The 21182-nt window shown below is 74.6% G+C and carries 17 protein-coding genes; 9 read left to right on the forward strand and 8 right to left on the reverse strand.

The features are described from left to right. Positions 1-18 precede the first annotated feature (18 nt). The 3 genes from GKC29_RS06065 to GKC29_RS06075 all read right to left on the reverse strand — a co-directional run bounded on the left by GKC29_RS06065 (position 19) and on the right by GKC29_RS06075 (position 2518). Complete coding sequence (locus GKC29_RS06065) at positions 19-621, reverse strand: TetR/AcrR family transcriptional regulator (protein ID WP_155329875.1); 603 nt, start codon at positions 619-621, stop codon at positions 19-21. A gap of 201 nt (positions 622-822) precedes the next feature. Next, positions 823-1566: a metallophosphoesterase gene (locus GKC29_RS06070; protein ID WP_155329876.1), complete on the reverse strand. Its 744-nt coding sequence runs from the start codon at positions 1564-1566 to the stop codon at positions 823-825. Positions 1567-1840: 274 nt separating this feature from the next. Next, positions 1841-2518, reverse strand: coding sequence for a Crp/Fnr family transcriptional regulator (locus GKC29_RS06075; protein WP_088981720.1), 678 nt, complete (start codon positions 2516-2518; stop codon positions 1841-1843). A 218-nt stretch (positions 2519-2736) separates the two neighbouring features. Here GKC29_RS06075 and GKC29_RS06080 point away from each other — a divergent pair, with 218 nt between their 5' ends. The 4 genes from GKC29_RS06080 to GKC29_RS06095 all read left to right on the forward strand — a co-directional run bounded on the left by GKC29_RS06080 (position 2737) and on the right by GKC29_RS06095 (position 6095). Beyond that, positions 2737-3423 carry an adenosylcobinamide amidohydrolase gene (locus GKC29_RS06080; protein WP_155329877.1) on the forward strand — a complete coding sequence of 229 codons (687 nt, stop codon included), beginning with the start codon at positions 2737-2739 and terminating at the stop codon, positions 3421-3423. A 56-nt stretch (positions 3424-3479) separates the two neighbouring features. Further along, a complete protein-coding gene (locus GKC29_RS06085) occupies positions 3480-4643 on the forward strand; it encodes a CapA family protein (protein ID WP_155329878.1) in 1164 nt (387 codons plus the stop codon). Between the two features lie 61 nt (positions 4644-4704). Continuing rightward, complete coding sequence (gene nth / locus GKC29_RS06090) at positions 4705-5484, forward strand: endonuclease III (RefSeq protein WP_155329879.1); 780 nt, start codon at positions 4705-4707, stop codon at positions 5482-5484. Beyond that, positions 5481-6095: a TlpA disulfide reductase family protein gene (locus GKC29_RS06095; RefSeq protein WP_155329880.1), complete on the forward strand. Its 615-nt coding sequence runs from the start codon at positions 5481-5483 to the stop codon at positions 6093-6095. The genes nth and GKC29_RS06095 overlap by 4 nt, the downstream gene beginning before the upstream one ends. 11 nt (positions 6096-6106) lie before the next feature. On the opposite strand, the gene GKC29_RS06100 is transcribed toward GKC29_RS06095, so the two are convergent. Then, on the reverse strand, positions 6107-7351 hold the full coding sequence (locus GKC29_RS06100) for an IS110 family transposase (protein WP_155329394.1): 1245 nt from the start codon (positions 7349-7351) through the stop codon (positions 6107-6109). Positions 7352-7673: 322 nt separating this feature from the next. Here GKC29_RS06100 and GKC29_RS06105 point away from each other — a divergent pair, with 322 nt between their 5' ends. Both GKC29_RS06105 and GKC29_RS06110 read left to right on the forward strand, forming a co-directional pair. Then, positions 7674-8366 (forward strand): CoA pyrophosphatase, encoded by a 693-nt coding sequence (locus GKC29_RS06105; RefSeq protein ID WP_155329881.1) that lies wholly within the window; start codon positions 7674-7676, stop codon positions 8364-8366. Between the two features lie 64 nt (positions 8367-8430). Next, positions 8431-9609 (forward strand): MarP family serine protease, encoded by a 1179-nt coding sequence (locus GKC29_RS06110; protein WP_155329882.1) that lies wholly within the window; start codon positions 8431-8433, stop codon positions 9607-9609. Positions 9610-9658: 49 nt separating this feature from the next. Here GKC29_RS06110 and GKC29_RS06115 read toward each other — a convergent pair whose 3' ends face one another. From GKC29_RS06115 to eccCa, 3 genes are all read right to left on the reverse strand, one after another. Continuing rightward, complete coding sequence (locus tag GKC29_RS06115; protein WP_155329883.1) at positions 9659-10423, reverse strand: phosphatase PAP2 family protein; 765 nt, start codon at positions 10421-10423, stop codon at positions 9659-9661. A gap of 61 nt (positions 10424-10484) precedes the next feature. Next, on the reverse strand, positions 10485-11873 hold the full coding sequence (gene mycP / locus GKC29_RS06120) for a type VII secretion-associated serine protease mycosin (RefSeq protein WP_155329884.1): 1389 nt from the start codon (positions 11871-11873) through the stop codon (positions 10485-10487). 74 nt (positions 11874-11947) lie between these two features. Next, complete coding sequence (gene eccCa, locus GKC29_RS06125; RefSeq protein WP_155329885.1) at positions 11948-15904, reverse strand: type VII secretion protein EccCa; 3957 nt, start codon at positions 15902-15904, stop codon at positions 11948-11950. Positions 15905-16005: 101 nt separating this feature from the next. Between eccCa and eccD the strand changes: the two genes are divergently transcribed. Continuing rightward, positions 16006-17409: a type VII secretion integral membrane protein EccD gene (eccD, locus tag GKC29_RS06130; RefSeq protein ID WP_155329886.1), complete on the forward strand. Its 1404-nt coding sequence runs from the start codon at positions 16006-16008 to the stop codon at positions 17407-17409. Positions 17410-17443: 34 nt separating this feature from the next. Here eccD and GKC29_RS06135 read toward each other — a convergent pair whose 3' ends face one another. Next, a complete protein-coding gene (locus GKC29_RS06135; protein WP_155329887.1) occupies positions 17444-17950 on the reverse strand; it encodes an inorganic diphosphatase in 507 nt (168 codons plus the stop codon). 615 nt (positions 17951-18565) lie between these two features. Here GKC29_RS06135 and dacB point away from each other — a divergent pair. Continuing rightward, positions 18566-19978 carry a D-alanyl-D-alanine carboxypeptidase/D-alanyl-D-alanine-endopeptidase gene (gene dacB / locus GKC29_RS06140; protein WP_230688938.1) on the forward strand — a complete coding sequence of 471 codons (1413 nt, stop codon included), beginning with the start codon at positions 18566-18568 and terminating at the stop codon, positions 19976-19978. Between the two features lie 127 nt (positions 19979-20105). Beyond that, positions 20106-21176: a zinc-dependent metalloprotease gene (locus GKC29_RS06145; protein WP_155329889.1), complete on the forward strand. Its 1071-nt coding sequence runs from the start codon at positions 20106-20108 to the stop codon at positions 21174-21176. Positions 21177-21182: the final 6 nt, after the last annotated feature.

Consider the following 21182-nt stretch of genomic DNA (forward strand, 5'->3'; position numbering starts at 1 on the left):
GGCGCCGTTGCCTTGGGGTCAGAGGGCGAGCAGGTGGGTGAGCTGTCGTTTCCAGGTGGCGAGGAGCGCGGTGCGGCGGGCGGAGTCGTCGTTGAGCAGGTTGGCGACGCCCAGGCCGCGGAGCAGGTCGAGGGTCGCCTGCACCGCCTCCCGTACGCCGGGGCGGCGCTCGTCGACCTCGAGCAGGGCGACGGTCAGTCGGTGCATCTCCCGGCCGACCCGCGCCTCCAGCGGCACCAGCGCCTCCCGCAGCTCCCGGTCGGTGCGGGCAGCCACCCACAGCTCCAGGGCGGCCACGAAGAGCGGGCCGGTGAAGGCGGCGGCGAGCAGGTCGACCACCCGGTCGAGCCGCTGCGGGCCGGCCGGCAGGGCCTCCGCCTCGACGCGCAGCTCCTTTGCCCGCCGGTCGGCGAGGTGCGCGACGGCGGCGGTGACCAGCGCCGCCTTGGTCGGGTAGTGGTGCAGCTGGGCGCCGCGCGACACGCCCGCCCGGGTCGCCACGAGAGTCGTGGTGGTGCCCGACCAGCCGTGCTCGACCAGGCAGTCCACGGTCGCCTCCAGCAACCGGGCCTGGGTGGCGCGGCTGCGTTCCTGCTGAGGGACGCGGGTCGATGTCGGCACGGGAACAGCGTGCCGCCGCCGAAACAAACAGTCAAGCCTGACTTTTTCTGACGGGCCAACAGCCGTGCCGGCGCAACCACCATGCGGCGGTGGCGATCTCCCTCCATGATCGTTTGATGGTGAGCTGGGCCCGGGCGCCCGTCCGGTCCTGCTGATCAGCAGACGATCATGGGCTTGCCCGGTACACCGCTGGCGGGCGCTTCAGCGACCGTCGCGGGGAGCGAAGACGGTCAGGGCGTCGGTGTCGCTGTGGCGGGAGCGCACGTACTCGTCGGCGAAGGCGGCGGCGTCGGGGTACGTCGACTCGGCCGCGATCCGCGCGCACGCGGCGTCCACGTCGACGAGGGTGCGCCGGAGCTGCACGCCCGGGCCGAGCAGCGCCCAGAATGCGCCGGGACCGCCGTACGGCATGCCGACGCTGCCCGGGTTGACGACGAACCGGCGGTCGACCAGCCGGGTGAACGGCATGTGGGTGTGCCCGCAGACCACCGTGCCGACCTCCGCCGGCACCTCCGCGAACACCTCCGCCCAGCGCTCCAGCCGGGAGTCGACCAGGACGACCTCCTCGTCGTCCCGTGGGGTGGCGTGGCAGAAGAGCACCGGGCCCAGCCCGGCGACCTCCAGGGTGACGGTCAGCGGCAGCGCCGCCAGGCGGCCCACCTGGTCGTCGCGGAGCTGCGTGGCCGCCCAGTTGGAGACGCCGATCGGTGACGGCCGGCCGGCCCGGGCCTCGACCAGTTCGCGGTCGGCGTTGCCGCGTACCCAGCACACCCGCTCGCCGAGCCCCGCGAGCCGGTCCAGCACCTCCACCGGCTGCGGGCCGGCGGCGATGTCACCGGTGACCACGATCAGGTCGGCGGCGGCGACGTCCGGCTCGGCCAGTACGGCCTCCAGTGCCGGCAGCACACCGTGGATGTCGGAGAGGACGGCGACCCGGTCCGGCATCGATCCACCGTGACCGGCCGGAGGCGGCATGTCCAGGACTTCTGCCTTAGGCAGAACGCTGTCCGCACCCGCGCGGTTTGATCCACTCGATTTCCCTGAAGTCGGGCAGTCACCGGCGCTGCGACACCCCGAGTTCCATGATCCCGAGTTGATCAAGCCTTCGGGCGGGTCGGGCCCGCCGGAACCTCCCCCGGGAGGTGAGACGGACGGGCCGGCGGACGCGAACGGCCCGGACCGCGCGGGGCGGTCCGGGCCGTTCGTCAGATGTTCCCGATCAGACGCGGGCGCGGCGGGCCAGGCGCTCCGGGTCGAGGATGATGATGCTCTTGCCGTCCAGGCGCAGCCAGCCGCGCGAGGCGAAGTCGGCGAGCGCCTTGTTGACCGTCTCGCGGGAGGCGCCGACGAGCTGGGCGATCTCCTCCTGGGTCAGGTCGTGGGTCACCCGCAGCACGCCGCCGTCGCGGGTGCCGAACCGGCCGGCCATCTGGAGCAGGTTCTTCGCGACCCGGCCCGGGACGTCGGTGAAGATCAGGTCGGCCAGCGAGTCGTTCGTCCGGCGCAGGCGGCGGGCGAGCACCCGCAGCAGCTGCTCGGCGATCTCCGGCCGGTTGTTGAGCCAGGGGCGCAGCGCCTGCTTGCGCAGCCGCACCAGGCGGGTGTCGGTCACCGCGGTGGCGGTCGCCGTACGCGGGCCGGGGTCGAAGAGCGACAGCTCGCCGACCATGTCCGACGGTCCCATGACCGCGATCAGGTTCTGCCGGCCGTCCGCCGCCCGGCGGCCGACCTTGATCTTGCCGGACAGCAGGATGTACAGGCTGTCGCCGGGCTCGCCCTCGTTGAAGACGACCTCGCCCTTCCGGACCTCGAGCGTCTCCATCTCCTTGGCGAGCGCCTCGGCAGCCTCCGGGTCGACGCCCTGGAAGATCCCGCTGCGGGCCAGTACCTCGTCCATCGCGCACCTCCGCCTGCGCGTGCCGTCCGTCGGCCGGGTCCGCCGTACGCTTCTCCCTCGCGCGCCGCCAAGTCTAGGCGCACGTGAGCAGGTATCCAGGGCGCACCCCTGGAATCTTGATCCTTGGACGTAACTCGACTGTCGTGATCACCCGCTAGGATCCCGCGCCCGCCCGAGGGGCGTACGCCGGCCGGCGCCGCAGGTCGTAGGGTCGCCACGTGCTGAACGAGCCGTTCCTGACCGCCCGCCACGAGGACGGGCGGGACGCCCCGCTGCTGGTGTGGCGGGCCGACCGTCCGCTACTGGCCGTGAGCTCCGCGCCACTCGGCGGTGGTCTGGGAGTACGGGAATGGGTCGTCAATGCCACCGTGTCCATGTCGTACGACCGGGAGGACCCGGCCGACCACCTGGCCGAGCTGGCCGACCAGCTCGGCCTCGACGGGCCCGGGGTGGGCCTGCTGACCGGCGTGGACGTCGCGGAGGTGGTGGCCCGGACGGACAGTGGCGTGCGGGTCTGGGCCACGGTCGGGCTGGGCATGCCGGTCTGGGCGGCGGCACCGGAGCCTCCCGGGGTGACGGCGAACACAACCGCCACCCCCGTCCAGCGGGTCGGCACGGTCAACATCGTGGTGTACGTGCCGGCGCGGCTCGGGCCCGCCGCCCTGGTCAACGCGGTGGCGACGGCCACCGAGGCGAAGGCGCAGGCACTCGCGGAGCTGGGCGTACCCGGCACCGGCACGCCCACCGACGCGGTGACGGTCCTCTGCCCGGTCGACGGGCCGGAGGCGGCGTACGGCGGGCCCCGCTCCACCTGGGGCGCGCCGCTGGCCCGGGCGGTGCACGCCGCCGTCAGCACCGGCGGCGCCGGCACCGTGGTCCCCTGGTCCCACCGGCCCGCAGGCTGAACATCTGCCCGATCGGGTCATGTCGGCGCGTCCACCGCCCGGTAGGGTCGCGGGCGATGTACGCTGCCGCCCCTCTGTCGCCCCGTCCCCGCCGCCGCCTCCTCCCGGTGGTCGGCGCGCTGCTCGTCGCCCTGCTCGCGGCGGGCTGCGGTGACGCCGACCCGCAAGCCGGGCCCGTCTGGCAGCCCGGCGCCGGCGGTGGCGGCACCGGTGCCCCGGTCGCCTCCGGTGGTGCGTCGCAGCCCGCCGAGGCGGCCATCTCCCTCTCCGCCACCGGCGACATCATCATGGCCAACGCGCCGAACCGGTTGCCGGCGAACAACGGCAAGGGCTTCTTCGACGACGTCGAGAAGGCGCTCGCCGCCGACCTGGTGATGGGCAACCTGGAGGAGCCGCTCACCGTCGACACCGGCACCGGCAAGTGCGGGGCCAACTCCACCCGCTGCTACCAGTTCCGGGCCCCGCCGGAGTACGCGGCACACCTGCGCGACGCCGGGTTCGACCTGCTCAACCAGGCCAACAACCACGGTTACGACTACGGCGCCAAGGGCTACGAGAACACCCAGGCCGCGCTCGAGAAGTACGAGCTCGCGCACACCGGCGCGCCCGACCAGATCACCGTGGTCGACGTGAAGGGCGTCAAGGTGGCGGTCGTCGGCTTCTCGTCGTACCCGTGGTCCAACCCGCTGACCGACATCCCGGCGGCCAAGCGGGTGATCACCAAGGCGGCCGGCAGGGCGGATCTGGTGGTCGTGCAGGTGCACATGGGCGCCGAGGGGGCCGACAAGACGCGGGTGAAGCCGGGCACCGAGATGTACCTGGGCGAGAACCGGGGCGACCCGGTGCGGTTCAGCAAGGCGATGATCGACGCCGGCGCGGACCTCATCGTCGGCCACGGCCCGCACGTCCTGCGCGGCATGGAGTTCTACCAGGGCCGGCTGATCGCGTACAGCCTGGGAAACTTCGCCGGCGGCGGCAACTCGCTCAACAACAGCGGCCGGCTGGGCTGGGGCGGGGTGCTGAAGGTGTCGCTCAAGCCGGACGGCACCTGGGCCGGCGGGTCGTTCGCCGCGACGTACATGAACTCGGCGGGTCTGCCGAGGATGGACGCGGACGACCGCGGTCTGGGCCTGGTGCGGGAGGTCAGCGGGAAGGACTTCCCGGAGACCGGGGCGGTCCTCGACGACTCGGGGAAGATCAGCCCGCCCGCGGCGGGCTGACCGGCCGGGGCGCGGGCGTGGGCCCGACCGTCTGTCGGGGCGGCGACGTAGGCTTTCCCGCGTGACCACCAGCTTCACCGAGACCGACCTCGGGCGGACGCGCCGCGCCCGGCGGATCGGGCGGGTGCTGACCGAGACCCACCCCGACGCGCACTGTGAGCTCAACCACTCCAACGCGCTGGAGCTGAGCGTCGCGACGATCCTCTCCGCGCAGTGCACAGACAAGAAGGTCAACGAGGTCACCCCGAAGCTCTTCGCCCGCTACCCGCGCGCCGCCGACTACGCCGGCGCCGACCGGGCCGAGATGGAGGAGCTGATCCGGCCCACCGGCTTCTACCGCAACAAGACCGACTCGCTGATCAAGCTGGGCCAGGCGCTGGTCGAGCGGCACGACGGGCGGGTGCCGGGAAAGCTCGCCGACCTGGTGACCCTGCCGGGAATCGGCCGCAAGACGGCCAACGTCATCCTCGGCAACGCGTTCGGCGTGCCGGGGATCACCGTCGACACCCACTTCCAGCGGCTGGTGCACCGGTGGCGGCTGACCACCGAGACCGACCCGGTCAAGATCGAGCACGCGATCGGGGCGCTCTTCCCGAAGCGGGACTGGACGATGCTGTCGCACCGGGTGATCTTCCACGGGCGGCGGGTCTGCCATGCGCGCAAGCCCGCCTGCGGGGCGTGCACGCTCGCGAAGCTCTGCCCGTCGTACGGCACCGGGCCGACCGAGCCGGCGGCGGCCGCGAAGCTGCTCAAGGGCCCCCGCGCCCGGGACCTGGCGGTGGCCGCCGGGGTGGATCCGGAACTGGTCCCCGTCCAGGCCGTCGTCGCGGAGGCGCCGTGAGGACGCGGCTGGCCGCCCTGCTGGTCCCGGTGCTGCTGCTCGCCGGCTGCACCGCCGGCCCGGAGCAGGGCGCCCCCGCCACGCGGGACGGCGCGGCGCAGAACCGGCCCTCCCCGTTCGCGGACTGCGCCGAGCTGACCGCCGCTCCGGCGCCGTCCGGCACCGCGACCGCCGTCCCGGGCGGGGGTACGCCGCTGCCGGAGCTGACGCTGACCTGCTTCACCGGCGGCGCGCCGGTGGCGCTGCGGGACGTCCGGGGGCCCGTGGTGATCAACCTCTGGGCCTCGTGGTGCGCACCCTGCCGCAAGGAACTGCCCGCGTTCCAGCGCCTCAGCGACCGGGCCGACGGCCGGTTGACGGTGCTCGGCGTCAACACGCGGGACACCCGCGGCGGCGCGCAGTCCATCGGCGAGGACTTCGGGGTCCGGTTCCCGACCCTGGTCGACCAGGGTGAGGCGCTGCAACGGGCGTTGGGCCGCAACGCCATCCCGTTGACCGTCCTCGTCGACGCCGACGGCCGCATCCGGCACGTCGACGCCAGCGGGGCGCTCGACGACACCCGCCTCACCGACCTGGTCCGCCAGCACCTCGGCGTGGCGGTGCCCGCGTGAGTTGCCCTGTGTCAAGCCATCGCCGGTTGATCTTGGCTGAGCAAGTGTTGGAGGGCTCGGTGCCGGTCGGGGTTGTAGGGGGTGTTGGTGGTCCAGCACTTCCAGATGATGTCGAGCCAGGCGCGGGCGAGGATGCGGACGGCGTGGGGGTGGTCGTGGCCGCGGGCGCGGGCTCGTTGGTAGAGGTTGGCTGCCCAGGGGTTGGCGTGGCGGCTGTCGCCAGCGAAGTCGCAGACGGCGTCGCGGAGTTGTTTGTCCACGGCCCAGCGGAAGGCGACGATGCGGACCTTGCCGGATTCGCGGGTCGACGGGGCGACGCCGGCGAGGCAGGCCAGGGATGCTGGGGTGGGGAATCGGCCGCGGGCGTCGCCGATTTCGGCGAGCAGCCGGGCGGCGCGGACGGTGCCGGAGCGGGGCAGGCTGGTGAAGATGTCCCGGTCGGGGTGCCGGTCGAGGGTGTCGGTGATCTGCTGGTTGAGGGTGTCGATCTGGGCCACGATCGCGGCCAGGGTGGCGAGGTAGGCGCGGGTGATACCGGCCAGGGTCTGTCCGTAGTCGCCGGTGGCGCCGCGAGGCGCGGCGGTGATGCGGGCGTGCAGCACGGCTGGGTCGGTGCGGCCGCTGTAGCTCACGCTCTTGAGCCAGCCGGCCAGGCGTGTGGGCGACAGCCGGTCCAGGGCGTCCTGGGTGGTGAACCGGGTCAGGAACTGCCGGCTGATCGGCGAGTCGATGTCGTTGAACAGCTCGACGGTGCCCGGCAGGGCCGTGGCCAGGTGAGCGCGCAGCTGGTTGGCGACCGCGATGCGGTGGGCGATGAGGTCTTTGCGGGCGCGGCACAGCTTGCGCAGCGCGGTGGTCGGTGGGCTGTCCAGCACGAGCGGGGTCAGCCGTCGCCGGTCGGTGCGTACCGTGTCGGCCAGGACGTAGGCGTCGAACCGGTCGTCCTTGTTCCCGGCCGAGCCGTACCGTCGGCGCAGTGCTTTGACCTGCGAGGGTGGGATCACGTATACGGTCGTGTCGGCGGCCAGCAGCGCATCGACGATCGGGCCGTCCGGGCGTTCGATGCCGACCGCGTCCACCCGATGCCGGTCGAGCAGGTCGATCAGCCGTCTCAGGCCGGTCTTGGTGTATGTCAGCGTCAGCCGCTCCAACGGCTCACCGTCGGCGTCGATGACGCAGACGGCGTAGTCGTCCTTGGCCCAGTCCACCCCGGCCGAGTTCCCTCGCGCCGACGCGGCACTGTCGGTCACACTCATGGTTGCCTCTCCGCTGCGCTACCAGTGGGGAAGCACCTGGCGGTTCCGGGACACCACTGCCGGTCGCTCATTGAGCGGCGCTCGACGGCGCATAGCCCTGTTGCCAGTCGGGGTGTCCCGGGCCGCCGGGCCTCGCAGAACTCACGCTGGACCTCAAAGATCGAGCGAGCTGGGCGATGGCCCGACGGTCACCGGTGCACTCGAACCAACATCAGCTCGAGTGAGACAAGGGTGCACCAATGAGCGGCTCAGGGCCCGGGTGCGGGGCCGCGTCGGCGTGGGCGGCGGCGTCCGCCGCGCCGGCGAGTGAGGCGGTGCCCGCGTGAGCCGTCAACCGCCGCCCTGGCTCGACCCGCTGCTGACGCGGCTCGGCAGCGCGCGCACCGAGGACTTCACCCGGCTCGTGACCCCCGAGCAGGGTGGGCGGGAGAGCGCCGTGCTGGTGCTGCTCGGCGAGGCGCCCGGCGTCGGCCCGGACGTGCTGGTCCTCCAGCGGGCCGCCACCCTGCGCAACCACGCCGGCCAGCCGGCCTTCCCCGGCGGGGCGGCCGATCCGGAGGACGCGGACGCGTCCGCGACGGCACTCCGCGAGGCCAACGAGGAGGTCGGCCTCGACCCGGCCAGCGTCACCGTCCTCGCCGAGCTGCCGAAACTCTGGATCCCGGTGAGCGACTTCGTGGTGACCCCGGTGCTCGCCTGGTGGCACGCCCCGCATCCGGTGCACCCCCGGGAGCCGGCCGAGGTCGCCCACGTCGCCCGGCTGCCGGTCGCCGAACTGGTGGACCCGGAGAACCGGATGCGCGTACGCCACCCGAGCGGCTGGGTCGGCCCGGCGTTCTCGGTGCGCGGGATGCTGGTCTGGGGCTTCACCGCCGGTGTGCTGTCGGCGCTGCTGGAGATGGGCGGCTGGGCCCGCCCGTGGCACCGGGGACGCGTGCTGGAACTCCCGCCGACGGGGGCCAGCCCGGCGCCGTCGGCCGGCACCGACGAGGTGGACGAGACCGCCCTGCGCTGACTTGACAGTCACCTTCCGCCAGCGATGGTCATTCCACGGGTCCGGTGCCCGTACGCTTGACGGCGTGTCCGCCGTGGATCTCGTACTGCTGCTGCTCATGCTCGTGTTCGCGATCAGCGGATATCGCCAGGGCTTCGTCATCGGGGTGCTGTCGTTCTCCGGCTTCTTCCTCGGCGCGCTGGTCGGGCTCCAGATCGGGCCGTTGCTCGCGCAACAGTTCGTTGACAGCGGCACCCGGGTTCTGATCTCCCTGGTCGCGGTGTTCGGGCTGGCGGTGGTGGGCCAGGCCCTCGCCGGCTGGCTCGGGTCCCACCTGCGCCGCACGATCACCAGCGACGTCGGCCGGCAGGCCGATGACATCGGCGGCGCGTTCGTCTCGCTGTTCGCCGTCCTCCTCGTCGCCTGGCTGGTCGCGGTGCCGCTGGGTTCGTCGTCGCTGCCGTGGCTGGCCGCCTCGATCCGCAACAGCGCGCTGCTCACCGTGGTGGACCGGGTGCTGCCCGACCAGGCGCAGGAGCTGTCGACCGCGCTGCGGGACACGGTCGACACCAACGGATTCCCCGACGTGTTCGGCGACCTGGCCCCGACCCGCGCCCGGCAGGTCGCCCCGCCCGACCCGGCGCTCGCCGGCTCCCAGGTGGTGGCGAACAGCCAGCGGTCGGTGGTCAAGGTCCTCGGCTCCGCGCCGAGTTGCTCCCGCCGGATCGAGGGCTCCGGCTTCGTGTACGCCGACGACCGGGTGATGACCAACGCGCACGTCGTCGCCGGCACCCGCTCCACGGTCGTGGAACTCAACGGCGACCGGTACGACGCCCGGGTGGTCGTGTACGACCCGGACCGGGACCTGGCTGTGCTGTACGCCCCCGGCCTGCCCGGCCCGTCCATGCGCTTCGCCGCCGGCAACGCGGGCAGCGGCGCGGACGCGATCGTGCTGGGCTTCCCGCTCGACGGCCCGTACAACGCGCAGTCCGCCCGGATCCGGGACGTCGACGACATCACCGGCCCGGACATCTACTCCGGCGGCAACGTGACCCGGGAGATCTACACGATCCGGGCGCTGGTGCAGAGCGGCAACTCGGGCGGCCCACTGGTCTCCTCGAACGGCCTGGTGCTCGGGGTGATTTTCGCGGCGGCGGCCGACGACCCGAACACCGGCTTCGCGGTGACCGCCGCCGAGGCCCGGCCGGTCGCCCTGGCCGGCGCCGAGCGCACCCGTGGCGTCGCCACCGGCGAGTGCACGTAGCTGGGGGCGGTCGCGCGGATCCGCACCGGCCTGCGGCGGGGCAGCCCGGTCAGCGTGCCGGCGGCTCCGGCCGCGCGACAGCCGGCCCGGCGGCCGGCGGGACGTCCCGCCAGACGGTGAAGGCGGCGGCGGTCGCGGCCACCACGGCGGCGCCCAGCAGCCAGCCGGCCACCACGTCACTGACCCAGTGCACCCCGAGCGCCACCCGGCTGAACCCGGTCACCCCGGCGAGTACCAGCGCGGCGGCGCACACCGCGTACCGCCCGCCGGGCCGGCCCGCCGGTAGGAAGACCACCAGCAGCACCCCGGCGGCCAGCGCGGCGTTCAGCGCGTGCCCGGACGGGAACGCCAGCCCGACCGCCTGCGCCAAGGGTTCCGGAAGGTCCGGCCGGGGCCGCCCGACGAGCAGCTTGAGCAGCGGTCCCAGCAGCCCGCCGACCGTCATGGTGGTGGCGACCCAGAGCGCCAACTGCCGGAGGCCGTGCCGGAGCAACCAGAGCACCAGCACCAGCGCGCCCACCCGCAGCGGCATCGGACCGAAGGCGTCGGTCCAGACGTTCATCGCCCGGGCCCAGTCGGGGTGGTCCAGGCCGTAGCCGACGAGCGCCTCGGTCACCGCCCGGTCCAGCCGGCGCAGCGGTGACCAGGACGACAGCACCAGCAGGGCGAGCAGCGTGAACGGCACCAGCACCAGGAACGCGGCCGCCACGGCGAGGGTCAGCCGCAGGCCCCGGGCGTGGTCCGGGTGCAGCCGTCGCTCACGCCACGACAGGCGGGACGGCCGGTGGAGCGTACGGGGGCCGGACGGAGTCATGCCGTCCGTTCTACCCGGAAGTGACCCGGTCAGACCGGCGTCGGTCGGATCCGGCGAACGGTCAGCGGCCCCACTGGCGGAGCCGGCGCACCACCAGCGCGGTCCCGGTGAGCAGCGCGACTGAGATCGCCAGCCCGGTCCACAGCCGCTCGGGGGTGGAGTCGTGCTGGGAGCCGGCCGCTTGGGCCGACCAGCGGGTCTGCTGCCGGGACGCGTCGATGCCCACCTCGCCGCCGCTCGCCGCCGCGTCGGCCGTCCCGGGTGCCGGACCGAAGCCGACCACGCCGGGCGACGACTGGTCGTCGAGCGGGTTGCGCCCGATCGCCGGCACGTCGGCGGTCAGCGCGGCGACCGGATCCACCAGCCCGTACCCGAAACGCTCGTCCCGGCCGGTCGGCCCGATGTCGCGGGCGGTGGCCAGCAGCCGGTTGACCACGTCACCGGCGGACATCTGCGGATAGCGGGCCCGGACCAGCGCGGCGGTGGCCGCCACCAGGGGCGCGGCGAAGCTCGTGCCCTGCACCCGCCAGTAGCCGCCGGGGGAACGGGCACCGACCAGGCCGGTGGCGGGCGCGGTGAGCACCGTCTGGCGGCCGGTGATCGCACCGGACCAGAGGTTCTCGCTGTCCCGGTCGAGCCCGGACACCGCGAGCACGCCCGGCTCGCGCGCCGGGTACCACACCTTGCTGTTGGTCGAGGTCGCCACGTTGCCGGTGCAGGCCACGACCACCACATCGCGGGCGAAGGCGTAGTCCAGCGCGGCGGCCAGGGCCGCGCTGTCGCTGCTGCCGCCGAGCGACAGGTTGATCACCCGAGCGCCGTTGTCGACGGCCCAACGCACACCCTTCGCGACGACCATGGCGTCGTCGTAGCGGTTCTTGGCGTCGAGGACCCGCACCGGCAGGATCCGCGCCTCGGGCGCCAGGCCCACCACACCGCGGCTGTCGTCGTTGCGGCCGGCGATCAGGCCGGCCACGGTGGTGCCGTGACCCACCGGATCCGGGTCACCGGCGCCCTGCGGGTCGACCAGGTCCAGGCCCGGCAGGACCTGGCCGGCAAGGTCCGGATGCGAGGCGTCCACTCCGGAGTCGATCACCGCGACGATGACGCCGGACCCGGTGGAGGTGCGCCAGGCGGTCGTGGCCCGCAACGCGTCGATCTGCCACTGCTCGTCGCGGACCGGGTCGGTGCGTCCCTTCGCGTCGGGGGCCCGGCCCACCGGCGGGGCGGCGAGCGGGCCGGCGGCGGCGCCCGACACGACCGGGTCGACGTACGCGCCGGGTGCGGTGACCTGCGCGGCGACCCGCTGCAGGCCGGGGCCGGCGGTGGCCGCCGCCGGTGCGGACGGCAGGCCGACGGACACGGCAACGGCCGCCACTCCGAGCAACGCCCGGCCGGCAGCACGTCGAGCGGCACCGCTCCGCCGCACCCTGGTCACATCCTCGGCCATTCACCTCGACGCAAACATGACGATGGGAGATTACCGGTTCCCGCCCGCCCTTCGGGGCGTTCCGGGGACACCAGTCACGGCGGCGGCAGATGCGCCAACTGGACCAGGCGTACGCCCTCCCGTCGGGTGACCAGCCGCCCCCGTCCCGGCGGCAGCGGTCCGGGCCGCACCGGGCCGACGAGCGCACCCTCCTCCGGGCTGCCCGCCATCACCAGCCCGGCCGTGGACAGCTCCCGCAGCCGTTGCGCCACCGGCTCGTACTGTGCCCGACCGGCACCGCCCGTCCGGCGGGCGAGGACCAGGTGCAGGCCCACGTCCCGCGCGTGCGGCAGGTGCTCCTCCAGGGCCCGCAGCGGGTTCGCCGGGCCGCTGGCGACCAGGTCGTAGTCGTCGACCAGCACGAACAGCTCGGGACCGGACCACCAGGACCGCTCCCGCAACTGGGCCGGCGTGACCTCCGGCCCCGGCGCCCGGGCCTGGAGATAGCCCGCGGCCGACTCCAGCAGCTCGGTGGTGTGGGCGGCGGCGGTGCCGTAGCCGATGACGTGCACCGCCTCGGTCAGGTCGAACAGGCTGCGCCGGTAGTCGACCAGGATCACCCGGGCCTGCTCCGGGGTGAAACGGGCCATGATCGAGGTGGCCAGCGCGCGCAGGAACGACGACTTGCCGCACTCCGCGTCGCCGAAGACCACGAAGTGCGGCTCGGCCGCGAAGTCCACCACCACCGGGCGCAGGTCGGCCTCGGCGACACCGACCGGGATCCGCAGCCCGGTGGTCGCGGCGAGGTCCAGGTCGGCGTACGGCAGCACCGGCGGCAGCAGCCGGACCGGCGGGGCGGCCGGGCCGCGCCAGGCGGCGGCGACCCGCTTGACCAGGTCGGCGGTGTCCGTGCCCGTGGCGAGCTGCGGCAGGCCGGTGAGGAAGTGCAGGCCCTCGGCGGTGACGCCCCGGCCCGGTGTCTTCTCCGGCACGTTCGCCGCCGCGCGGCGGGCGATCAACGAATCCGACGGGTCGCCGAGGCGCAGCTCCAGCCGGGAGCCGAACAGGTCCCGGATCACCGGCCGGAAGTCCAGCCAGCGGACGGCGGTCGCCACCACGTGCACCCCGTACGACAGCCCGCGGGTGGCGAGGTCGGTGATCGACGGCTCCAGGTCGTCGTACTCGCCGCGCAGCGTGGCCCAGCCGTCCACCACGAGGAACACGTCGCCGAACGGATCGGCGGCCGGCTGGGCGGTGCCGGCCAGGGCGGCGCGCCGCTGCCGCCAGGCCGCCATCGACTCCACCCCGAGGTCGGCGAAGCGGCGTTCCCGATCGGCCAGCAGGGTGGTGACCTCGCCGACCGTGCGCCGGACGGCCGTCGGGTCCGCACGGCCGGCCACCCCACCGACGTGCGGCAGCTCCCGCAGCGCCGCCAGGCCCCCGCCGCCGAAGTCGAGGCAGTAGATCTGGACCTCGGCGGGCGTGTGGGTGAGCGCCAGCGCGGCGATCAGCGTGCGCAGCGCCGTCGACTTGCCGCTCTGCGGCGCGCCCACCACGGCGACGTGCCCGGCCGCCCCGTCGAGCGCGAGCCACAGCAGGTCCCGCCGCTGCTCGAACGGCCGGTCGACGACGGCCACCGGCACCTGGAGCGCGCCGTGCAGCTCCGGATTGCCGACGGTGAGACCGCGTGCCGGATCGACGGTGGCCGGGCCGGCCAACTCGTCCAGCGCCGGCGCCGGGCCGAGCGGGGGGAGCCAGACCTGGTGCGCCGGCGGGCCCTGCCCGGCCAGGCGGCCGACCAGCAGCTCCAGCAGGGTCGTGCCGCCCTGCTCCTCGGCCGCCGGCAGGGCGGGCGGACCGACCGGCTCCGGCACCGGGACGAGGTGGGAGGTGAACGCGAGCACGCGGGACCCCTCGGCCGCGTCCCCGCCCGGCGCCGCGCCGCGTCGGCGTACCGCCCCGGAGACGTACGCGGCCTTGAAGCGGACCAGCGGGTCGGTGCCGGAACGCAGGTACCCGTGCCCGGGAGAGCGCGGCAGCTCGTACGCGTCCGGCACCCCGAGCACCGTCCGGGACTCCAGCGCCGAGAAGGTCCGCAACCCGATCCGGTACGACAGGTGCGTGTCCAGCCCGCGCAGCCGGCCCTCCTCCAGCCGCTGCGACGCCAGCAGCAGGTGCACGCCGAGGGACCGGCCCAACCGGCCGATCTGGACGAACAGGTCGATGAAGTCGGGCTTCGCCGACAGCAGCTCGGAGAACTCGTCGCAGACCAGCAGCAGCGACGGCAGCGGGGCGAGCGGGGTGCCGGCGGCCCGGGCCCGCTCGTAGTCGCGTACGCCGGCGAAGTTGCCGGCGCGGCGCAGCAACTCCTGCCGGCGGACCAGCTCGCCGTTGATCGCGTCGACCATCCGGTCGACCAGCGGCAGCGCGTCGGCCAGGTTGGTGATGACCGCCGCCGTGTGGGGCAGCCGGTCGAACGAGGCGAAGGTGGCGCCGCCCTTGAAGTCGACCAGCACGAAGTTGAGCTGCTCCGAGCTGTGCGTGGCGGCCAGCCCGAGCACCAGCGTCCGGAGCAGCTCGGACTTGCCCGAGCCGGTGGCGCCGATGAGCAGCCCGTGCGGGCCCATCCCGTCCTGCGCCGACTCCTTCAGGTCCAGCTCCACCGTGCCGCCGTCGGCGCCGACCCCGATCGGCACCCGCAGCCGGTCGCGCGGTGGGCGGGGCGCCCAGCCCTGCTCGGCGGTGAAGCTCTCCGCGTCGCCCAGGCCGAGCAGGTCGAGCAGGCCGAGGTCGGAACCCGGTGCCGCGTCGCCGCCGTGCACGGCGGTGGCCAGCCGCATCGGTGCCAGCCGGCGGGCCACCGCCTCGGCGTCGGTCAGGTCGAGCCGGTCGGCCACGCCGACCTCGGCGTGCCCGTCGGCGGAGTGCGAGTGCAGCCGGCCCGCCCGCAGCTCCAGCAGCAGGGCGTACCGGTCCAGCAGGCGCGGGGGCGGCGTGTCCAGGTCGATGACCGTGACCGCGTCGATGCCGCTCTCTCCGGTCAGGTCGGCCGCGCCGGTCAGGTCGCCGCCGTCGAGCACCACGACCACGTGGGGGCCGTCGGTGGCCGGGCCGGCCGGGCTGAACCGGGAGCGGCTGCCCAGCACCTCGTCGAGCCGGCCCTCCAGCTCGACGGCCGAGCTGGTCACCAGCCGGACCGGGCCGAGCGCGTCGGTGCGGGTGGGGTGGTGGGCGTGCGGTAGCCACTTGACCCACTCCCAGGCGGGCCGCCGCTCGGGGGCCGCGCACACCGCGACCAGCAGCTCGTCGGGGGCGTGGAAGACGGCGAGCTGGGTGAGCATCGCCCGGGCCAGCGCCTGGGCGGCGGCGGGCGAACCGCCGGGCCCGGCGGCCGTGTCACGGACGTGGACCCGGGCGAAGCTGCGCAGCGACAGGGCCACCGGCAGGTCGGGCACGACCGAGTACGCGTCCAGGAACCGGCGCAGCGCGCCGGCGGTCATCGGTTCCAGCTCCTCCAACGGCCGGGTGACCGGGGGGACCAGCGGGGTGGCCAGGGTCTGCGGACCGACGGCGACGCGTACCACCGCGAAGTCGGGATCGGTGGGCCGCCGCTCCCAGACCCGGTGGCTGTCGACTGTCGACCAGAGCCGGCCGGGATCCGGGTGCCGGTAGTAGAGCCCGGCCCGCTGCCGTCCGGCGGTCTCCCGTACCCGCCGGCGCAGCCCGGTGAGGTGCCGCAGGTACTCCCGCCGGGCGGCCATCATCTCCGACTTCTTCGGGCTGCCGGAGGCGCTGCCCCAGGAGGTCACCAGCATCGCCAGCGACGACAGCCCGAACATCCCGCCGACGACGTACGAGTACGCGCCGCCGCCGCGGCCGAACATCATCGCCATCGCCACCGAGCCACCCAGCATCGGCAGCACCATGAGCAGCTGCTGCCAGCGCCCGCCGGTGACCGGCGGGATCTCCGGAGGTGCCTCCACCGGCAGTTCACCGACCGGAATCTCCGGTGCCGGGCGGCGGGGTGGCCGCTTGATGACGACAGTGGACACTCGATCTCCTGACAGCGCTGGGTAACCCGAGCCTGGCTCATCGTAGGTAGAGTCCTGTCGTCCGCGCAGCCACCAACCCCGCTCGACATGGAGACTCATCGATGACTATCGGGTTGGCCCGGGTCACCATCAACGCTCCCCAGCGGCGGCTCGACGTGGCCCTGCCGGAGCAGGTGCCGCTGGCCGAGCTGCTGCCCGAGGTGCTGCGCCACGCGGGCGAAGGGCTCGCCGACGACGGCGAGCGGCACGGCGGCTGGGTGCTGCGGCGCAGCGACGGCGCGGCGCTCGCCACCGCCCAGGCCCTGCTTCCCCAGGGCGTCCGCGACGGCGAGGTGCTGCACCTGGTGCCGGCCCGCGCCCAGTGGCCGGAACTGGAGTACGACGACGTCGTCGAGGCGATCGCCGACGGGGCGCGGCGGCGTGGCGGCGCCTGGTCCCCGGCTGCCACCCGGGTCGCCGCCCTGGCCGGCGCGGCGGTGCCGCTGGCCGTCGGCCTGCTCGCCGTGCTCGCGGGCGGTCCCGGTCACCCCGCCGGCTGGCCCGCCGCCGCCATGGTGGCCCTACTGCTCACCCTCGCCGGCACGGCGGCCGCGCGGGCGTACGCGGACGGTGCGGCCGGCGCCACCCTCGGCGGGTACGCGCTGCCGTACGCCGCGGCGGCCGGCGCCCTCGCGGTCAGCAGCGGGGACCCGGTCGGCGTCGTGCCGGGGCTGCGGTGGCTCGGCGTACCCGAACTGCTCGCCGGCGCGACGGCGCTGCTGCTCGTCTCGGTGCTCGCCCTGGCCGGCGTGGCGGCCCGGGTCCGGGTCTTCGTCGCCGGCGCGGTGGTGGGGCTCGCCGGGGCGGTCACCGCGATCGGGGGGATGGTGCTGGACCCGGCCGGCGCCGCGGCGGTCCTGCTCTGCGTGCTCGTCTTCGCGGTCGGCGCGATACCGCTGCTGGCGATCCGGCTCGGGAAGGTGCCGCTGCCGCCGATCACCCTGCCGACCGGCGATCCGGGCGGCGGCCTCGACCGGGTGCGCGACCTGCCGGACCGCGAACGGGTCCACGCGGCGGTGGCCCGCACTGACGAGATGCTCACCGGGATGCTCGTCGGGCACGCCGTGCTGGCCGGCCTCGCCGCCGTGCTGCTCGGGCTCACCGGCGGTGTCGCCGGTTGGGTGCTGGTCGGCGTCGCCGCGACCGTGCTGCTGCTGCGGGCCCGGCTGTTCGTGGCCGTCCGGCACCGGGTGCCGGCGGTGGTCGCCGGGCTCGCCGGTTACGCCGTGCTCGGCACCGTGCTCGCCGACCGGTCGGGCCCCGGGGGCCTGCTCGCGCTGACCCTCGGCGGACTGGCGCTGGCCCTGGTCGCGGTCGCGGCGGGCACCACGTACGCGCGGCGGCCGGTCTCCCCGTACGTCGGCCGGACCGCCGATCTCGCCGACACCGCCCTGGTGGTCTCCGTCGTCCCGGTCGCCTGCGCGGTGCTCGACCTGTACGAACAGGCCCGGGGGCTGCTCGGCTGAGCGGCCCCCGGGCCGGTCGGTGTCTGCTGACGCCTCAGTGCGTGGACTCGCCGCGCTCGGCGGCCTCCTGGGCGCGCCGGTACGAGGCGGCGATCTCCGCCTCCGCCTCCTGGCGGCCGACCCAGGTCGCACCCTCGACGGACTTGCCGGGCTCCAGGTCCTTGTACACCTCGAAGAAGTGCTGGATCTCCAGCCGGTCGAACTCGCCCAGGTGGTGGATGTCGCGCAGGTGCTCCTGGCGCGGGTCCTCGTAGGGCACGCAGAGGACCTTGTCGTCGCCGCCCTTCTCGTCGGTCATCCGGAACATGCCGATGGTGCGGCAGCGGATGAGGCAGCCCGGGAAGGTGGGCTCGGGGACCAGCACCAGCGCGTCCAGCGGGTCGCCGTCCTCACCGAGAGTGCCCTCGATGAAGCCGTAGTCGGCCGGGTACTGCGTGGAGGTGAAGAGGGTGCGGTCCAGCCGGATCCGGCCGGTCGCGTGGTCGACCTCGTACTTGTTGCGGTGACCCTTGGGGATCTCAACCGTGACGTCGAAATCCATCTGCACGCTCCCTCGTCTGCCCACGCTGGCAACGGACCAGCGGCGTCGTCGCTCTCCGGACAGGGCGAAACCCCCGACCGGTGCTCCGGCCCCCGCATAGTGTTCGGACCGAAGTAGTGTCACCCAAGCAGATTTTCGCAGCGGGAGGAGGGGGTCGTGGGGAGGGAAGATTCACACTACCGCCCGGAGGAGAGCTCTGGACGGGGGACCGGCGGATCTGGTCGGGGCGGTGCCACCGGTCGGGTCCACGTTCCCGACGCCCACCCGTCGCGTACCCCACCACCCGGTCGGATGTACGGCTCGGCCGCCGACCGGCCCACCCACGGTAACGAGGCTCCGGCGTCGTGGCCGCCGCCCGGCGGGCCGGACCCCGCACGGTCGTGGCCGTCGCCCGGCAGCGGTCGCGCGGCCGTGCCGCCCGGCAGCGGCCGTGCGGCCGTGCCGCCCGGCGCGGCGCCCCGGCCCGAGCCGCTCGACCTCTGGGCGGCCGCCGCCTCCCGGCCGCCCGCCGGCCCGCCGCCGTCGGGGTCGGCCCGGCCGCCGGCCGGCCCGTCCGCCGGGTCCCCGCCGGCCGCCCCCGTACCCCCGGCGCGCCGTCGCCGGACCCTTCCGGCCGTGCTGGCCACGGTGCTGGTTCTCGTCCTGGCCCTGGTGGGCGTCGTCGTGGTCCGCCCGGGTCCGGTGGCGGAGTGGCTGGGCGACGAGCCGGCCGGCGACCGGGTCGCCACGGAGACGCCGGAGCCGGCGCCCGCGGCGGTGCTGGCCGCCGCCGACGCGAACGCGCCGCTGCCCACCGCCGCCGGGATACGCGCCGAGATCGACTCGCTGGTCGGCGCCGCCGCGCTCGGCGATCGGGTGAACGTGTCGGTGACCGACGTCGCCACCGGCGAGTCGCTCTACGGCCGGGGCGCGGACGACGGCACGGTGCCGGCGTCGGTGACGAAGCTGGTCACCGGGGTGACCGTGCTCGCCGCGCGCGGCCCCGGGTACCGGATCCCCACCCGGGCGGTCGCCGGCCCGAACCCGGGCGAGGTGGTGCTCGTCGGCGGCGGCGATCCGACCCTCGCCGTCGACAAGAACGGCTTCTACCCCGGCGCGGCCCGGCTGGACGACCTGGCCGCGCAGGTGAAGCAGGCCCTCGGCGGCACCAGCCCCACGAAGCTGACCATCGACTCGTCGCTCTACACGGGCCCGGTGCACGAGCCCGGCTGGGACGACGACATCCCGACCGGCGGCTACGGCGGGTCGATCACCGCGCTGATGACCGACGGTGCGCGCAGCGACGTGCCGCGGGCGAAGAAGGACCACGACAACGGCGACCACGCCGCCGAGCGGGTGAGCCAGCCGGACCTCGCCGCCGGCCGCGCCTTCGCCCGGCTGCTGGGCATACCGACCGGCGCCGTGAAGCGCGGCAAGGCGCCGACGGCCGGGGCGGACGCGACGGCCGGCGCGCCGGGCAGCGAGCTGGGCGTCGTGCACTCGCTGCCGATGGTGCGACTGGTCGATCTCATGATCAGTGACAGCGACAACATCGTCGCGGAGGCGCTGGCCCGCCAGGTCGCCCTGGCCCGGAACGAGTCGGCCTCGTTCGCGGGGGCGGCGAAGGCGATGGACGCGGTGGCCGCCGAGCTGGGCCTGCCGGCCGACGAACTCTCCCTCGCCGACGGCAGCGGCCTGTCCCGGACCAACCGGATCAGCCCGTCGCTGCTCACCGACCTGATCACCCTCGCCGGCAACGGCACCCGCCCCGAGCTGGCCGCGATCTTCGGCGGCCTGCCGGTCGCCGCCTGGTCCGGCACGCTCGCCGACCGGTACGCGGGCGCGGCGGCGAAGGCCGGTGCCGGCGTGGTCCGCGCCAAGACCGGAACCCTGAGCGGGGTGCACGCGATCGCGGGCGTGGTGACCACCGTCGACGGCCGGCTGCTGGGCTTCGCCGTGCTCACCGACCGGACGCCGGACGGGCAGGAGGGGCCCCGCGCCGCCCTCGACCGCATCGCCGCCGCCCTCGCCGGCTGCGGCTGCCGTTAGGGGCCTGTCCACCGGCCGTACCGGGCCTGGTGAACGGGCCCCCTCGGGGCGTCGCCGGGAGGGTGGGTGCTCCCCGCGCGGCGGTCGAGCCCGGGCCGGGTTGTGGCGGCGCGGGTACGGTGGGTCCATGGCGCAGTTCGTGGACTGGGATCTGGCCGCCGCGACGGCGGGGGCGCTGGGCAAGTCGGGCCCACGCGTGTCGTACGCGGAGGCCACCGAGGTGGTCGGCGATCTGCGGCGGTTGACCGACGAGGCGGCCGGGCACGTCGCCGACTACACCGGGCTGCGGTCGCAGGTGTCGCACCCGCCGGTGCGGGTGGTCGACCGCCGCGACTGGGCGGCGACCAACATCGCCGGGCTGCGCGAGGTCATCGGCCCGCTGGTCAGCCGGCTCACCAAGGACAAGCAGCCCGGCGCGCTGACCGAGGCGGTCGGCTCGCGCGTCACGGGTGTGCAGGCCGGGACGGTGCTGGCGTACCTGTCCGGCCGGGTCCTCGGCCAGTACGAGGTGTTCTCCGCCGACCCGGGTCAGCTGCTCCTGGTCGCGCCGAACATCGTCGAGGTCGAGCGGAAGCTGGGCGCCGACCCCCGCGACTTCCGGCTCTGGGTCTGCCTGCACGAGGTCACCCACCGGACGCAGTTCACGGCCGTGCCCTGGATGCGGGCGTACTTCCTCAGCGAGGTGCAGGCGTTCGTCGACGCGTCCTCGGCCGGCGGCGACAACCTGCTGGAGCGGCTGCGCCGGGGCGTCGCCACGCTCTCCGATGCGGTGAAGGACCCGGAGAGCCGCACCAGCGTGCTCGACCTCGTCCAGACCCCGGCTCAGAAGGCCGTGCTGGACCGGCTGACCGCGCTGATGACGCTGCTGGAGGGGCACGCCGAGTTCGTGATGGACGGTGTCGGCCCGCAGGTGATCCCGAGCGTGGAGCGCATCCGGGCTTCGTTCAACCGTCGCCGGGAGGCCGGCAACCCGCTGGAGAAGGCGATCCGCCGCCTGCTCGGTGTCGACGTCAAGATGCGTCAGTACGCCGAGGGCCGCAAGTTCGTGCACGGTGTGGTCGACCGGGTCGGTATGGAGGGCTTCAACCGAATCTTCGCCTCGCCGCTCACCCTGCCCCGGCTGGAGGAACTGGGCGACCCGGACGCCTGGGTGGGCCGGGTGCACGGGCCGGCCGGCCCGCTGCCGGCCGCCGGCTGACCGTCC

This window comes from Micromonospora sp. WMMC415, from assembly GCF_009707425.1.
Taxonomy (GTDB): Bacteria; Actinomycetota; Actinomycetes; order Mycobacteriales; family Micromonosporaceae; genus Micromonospora.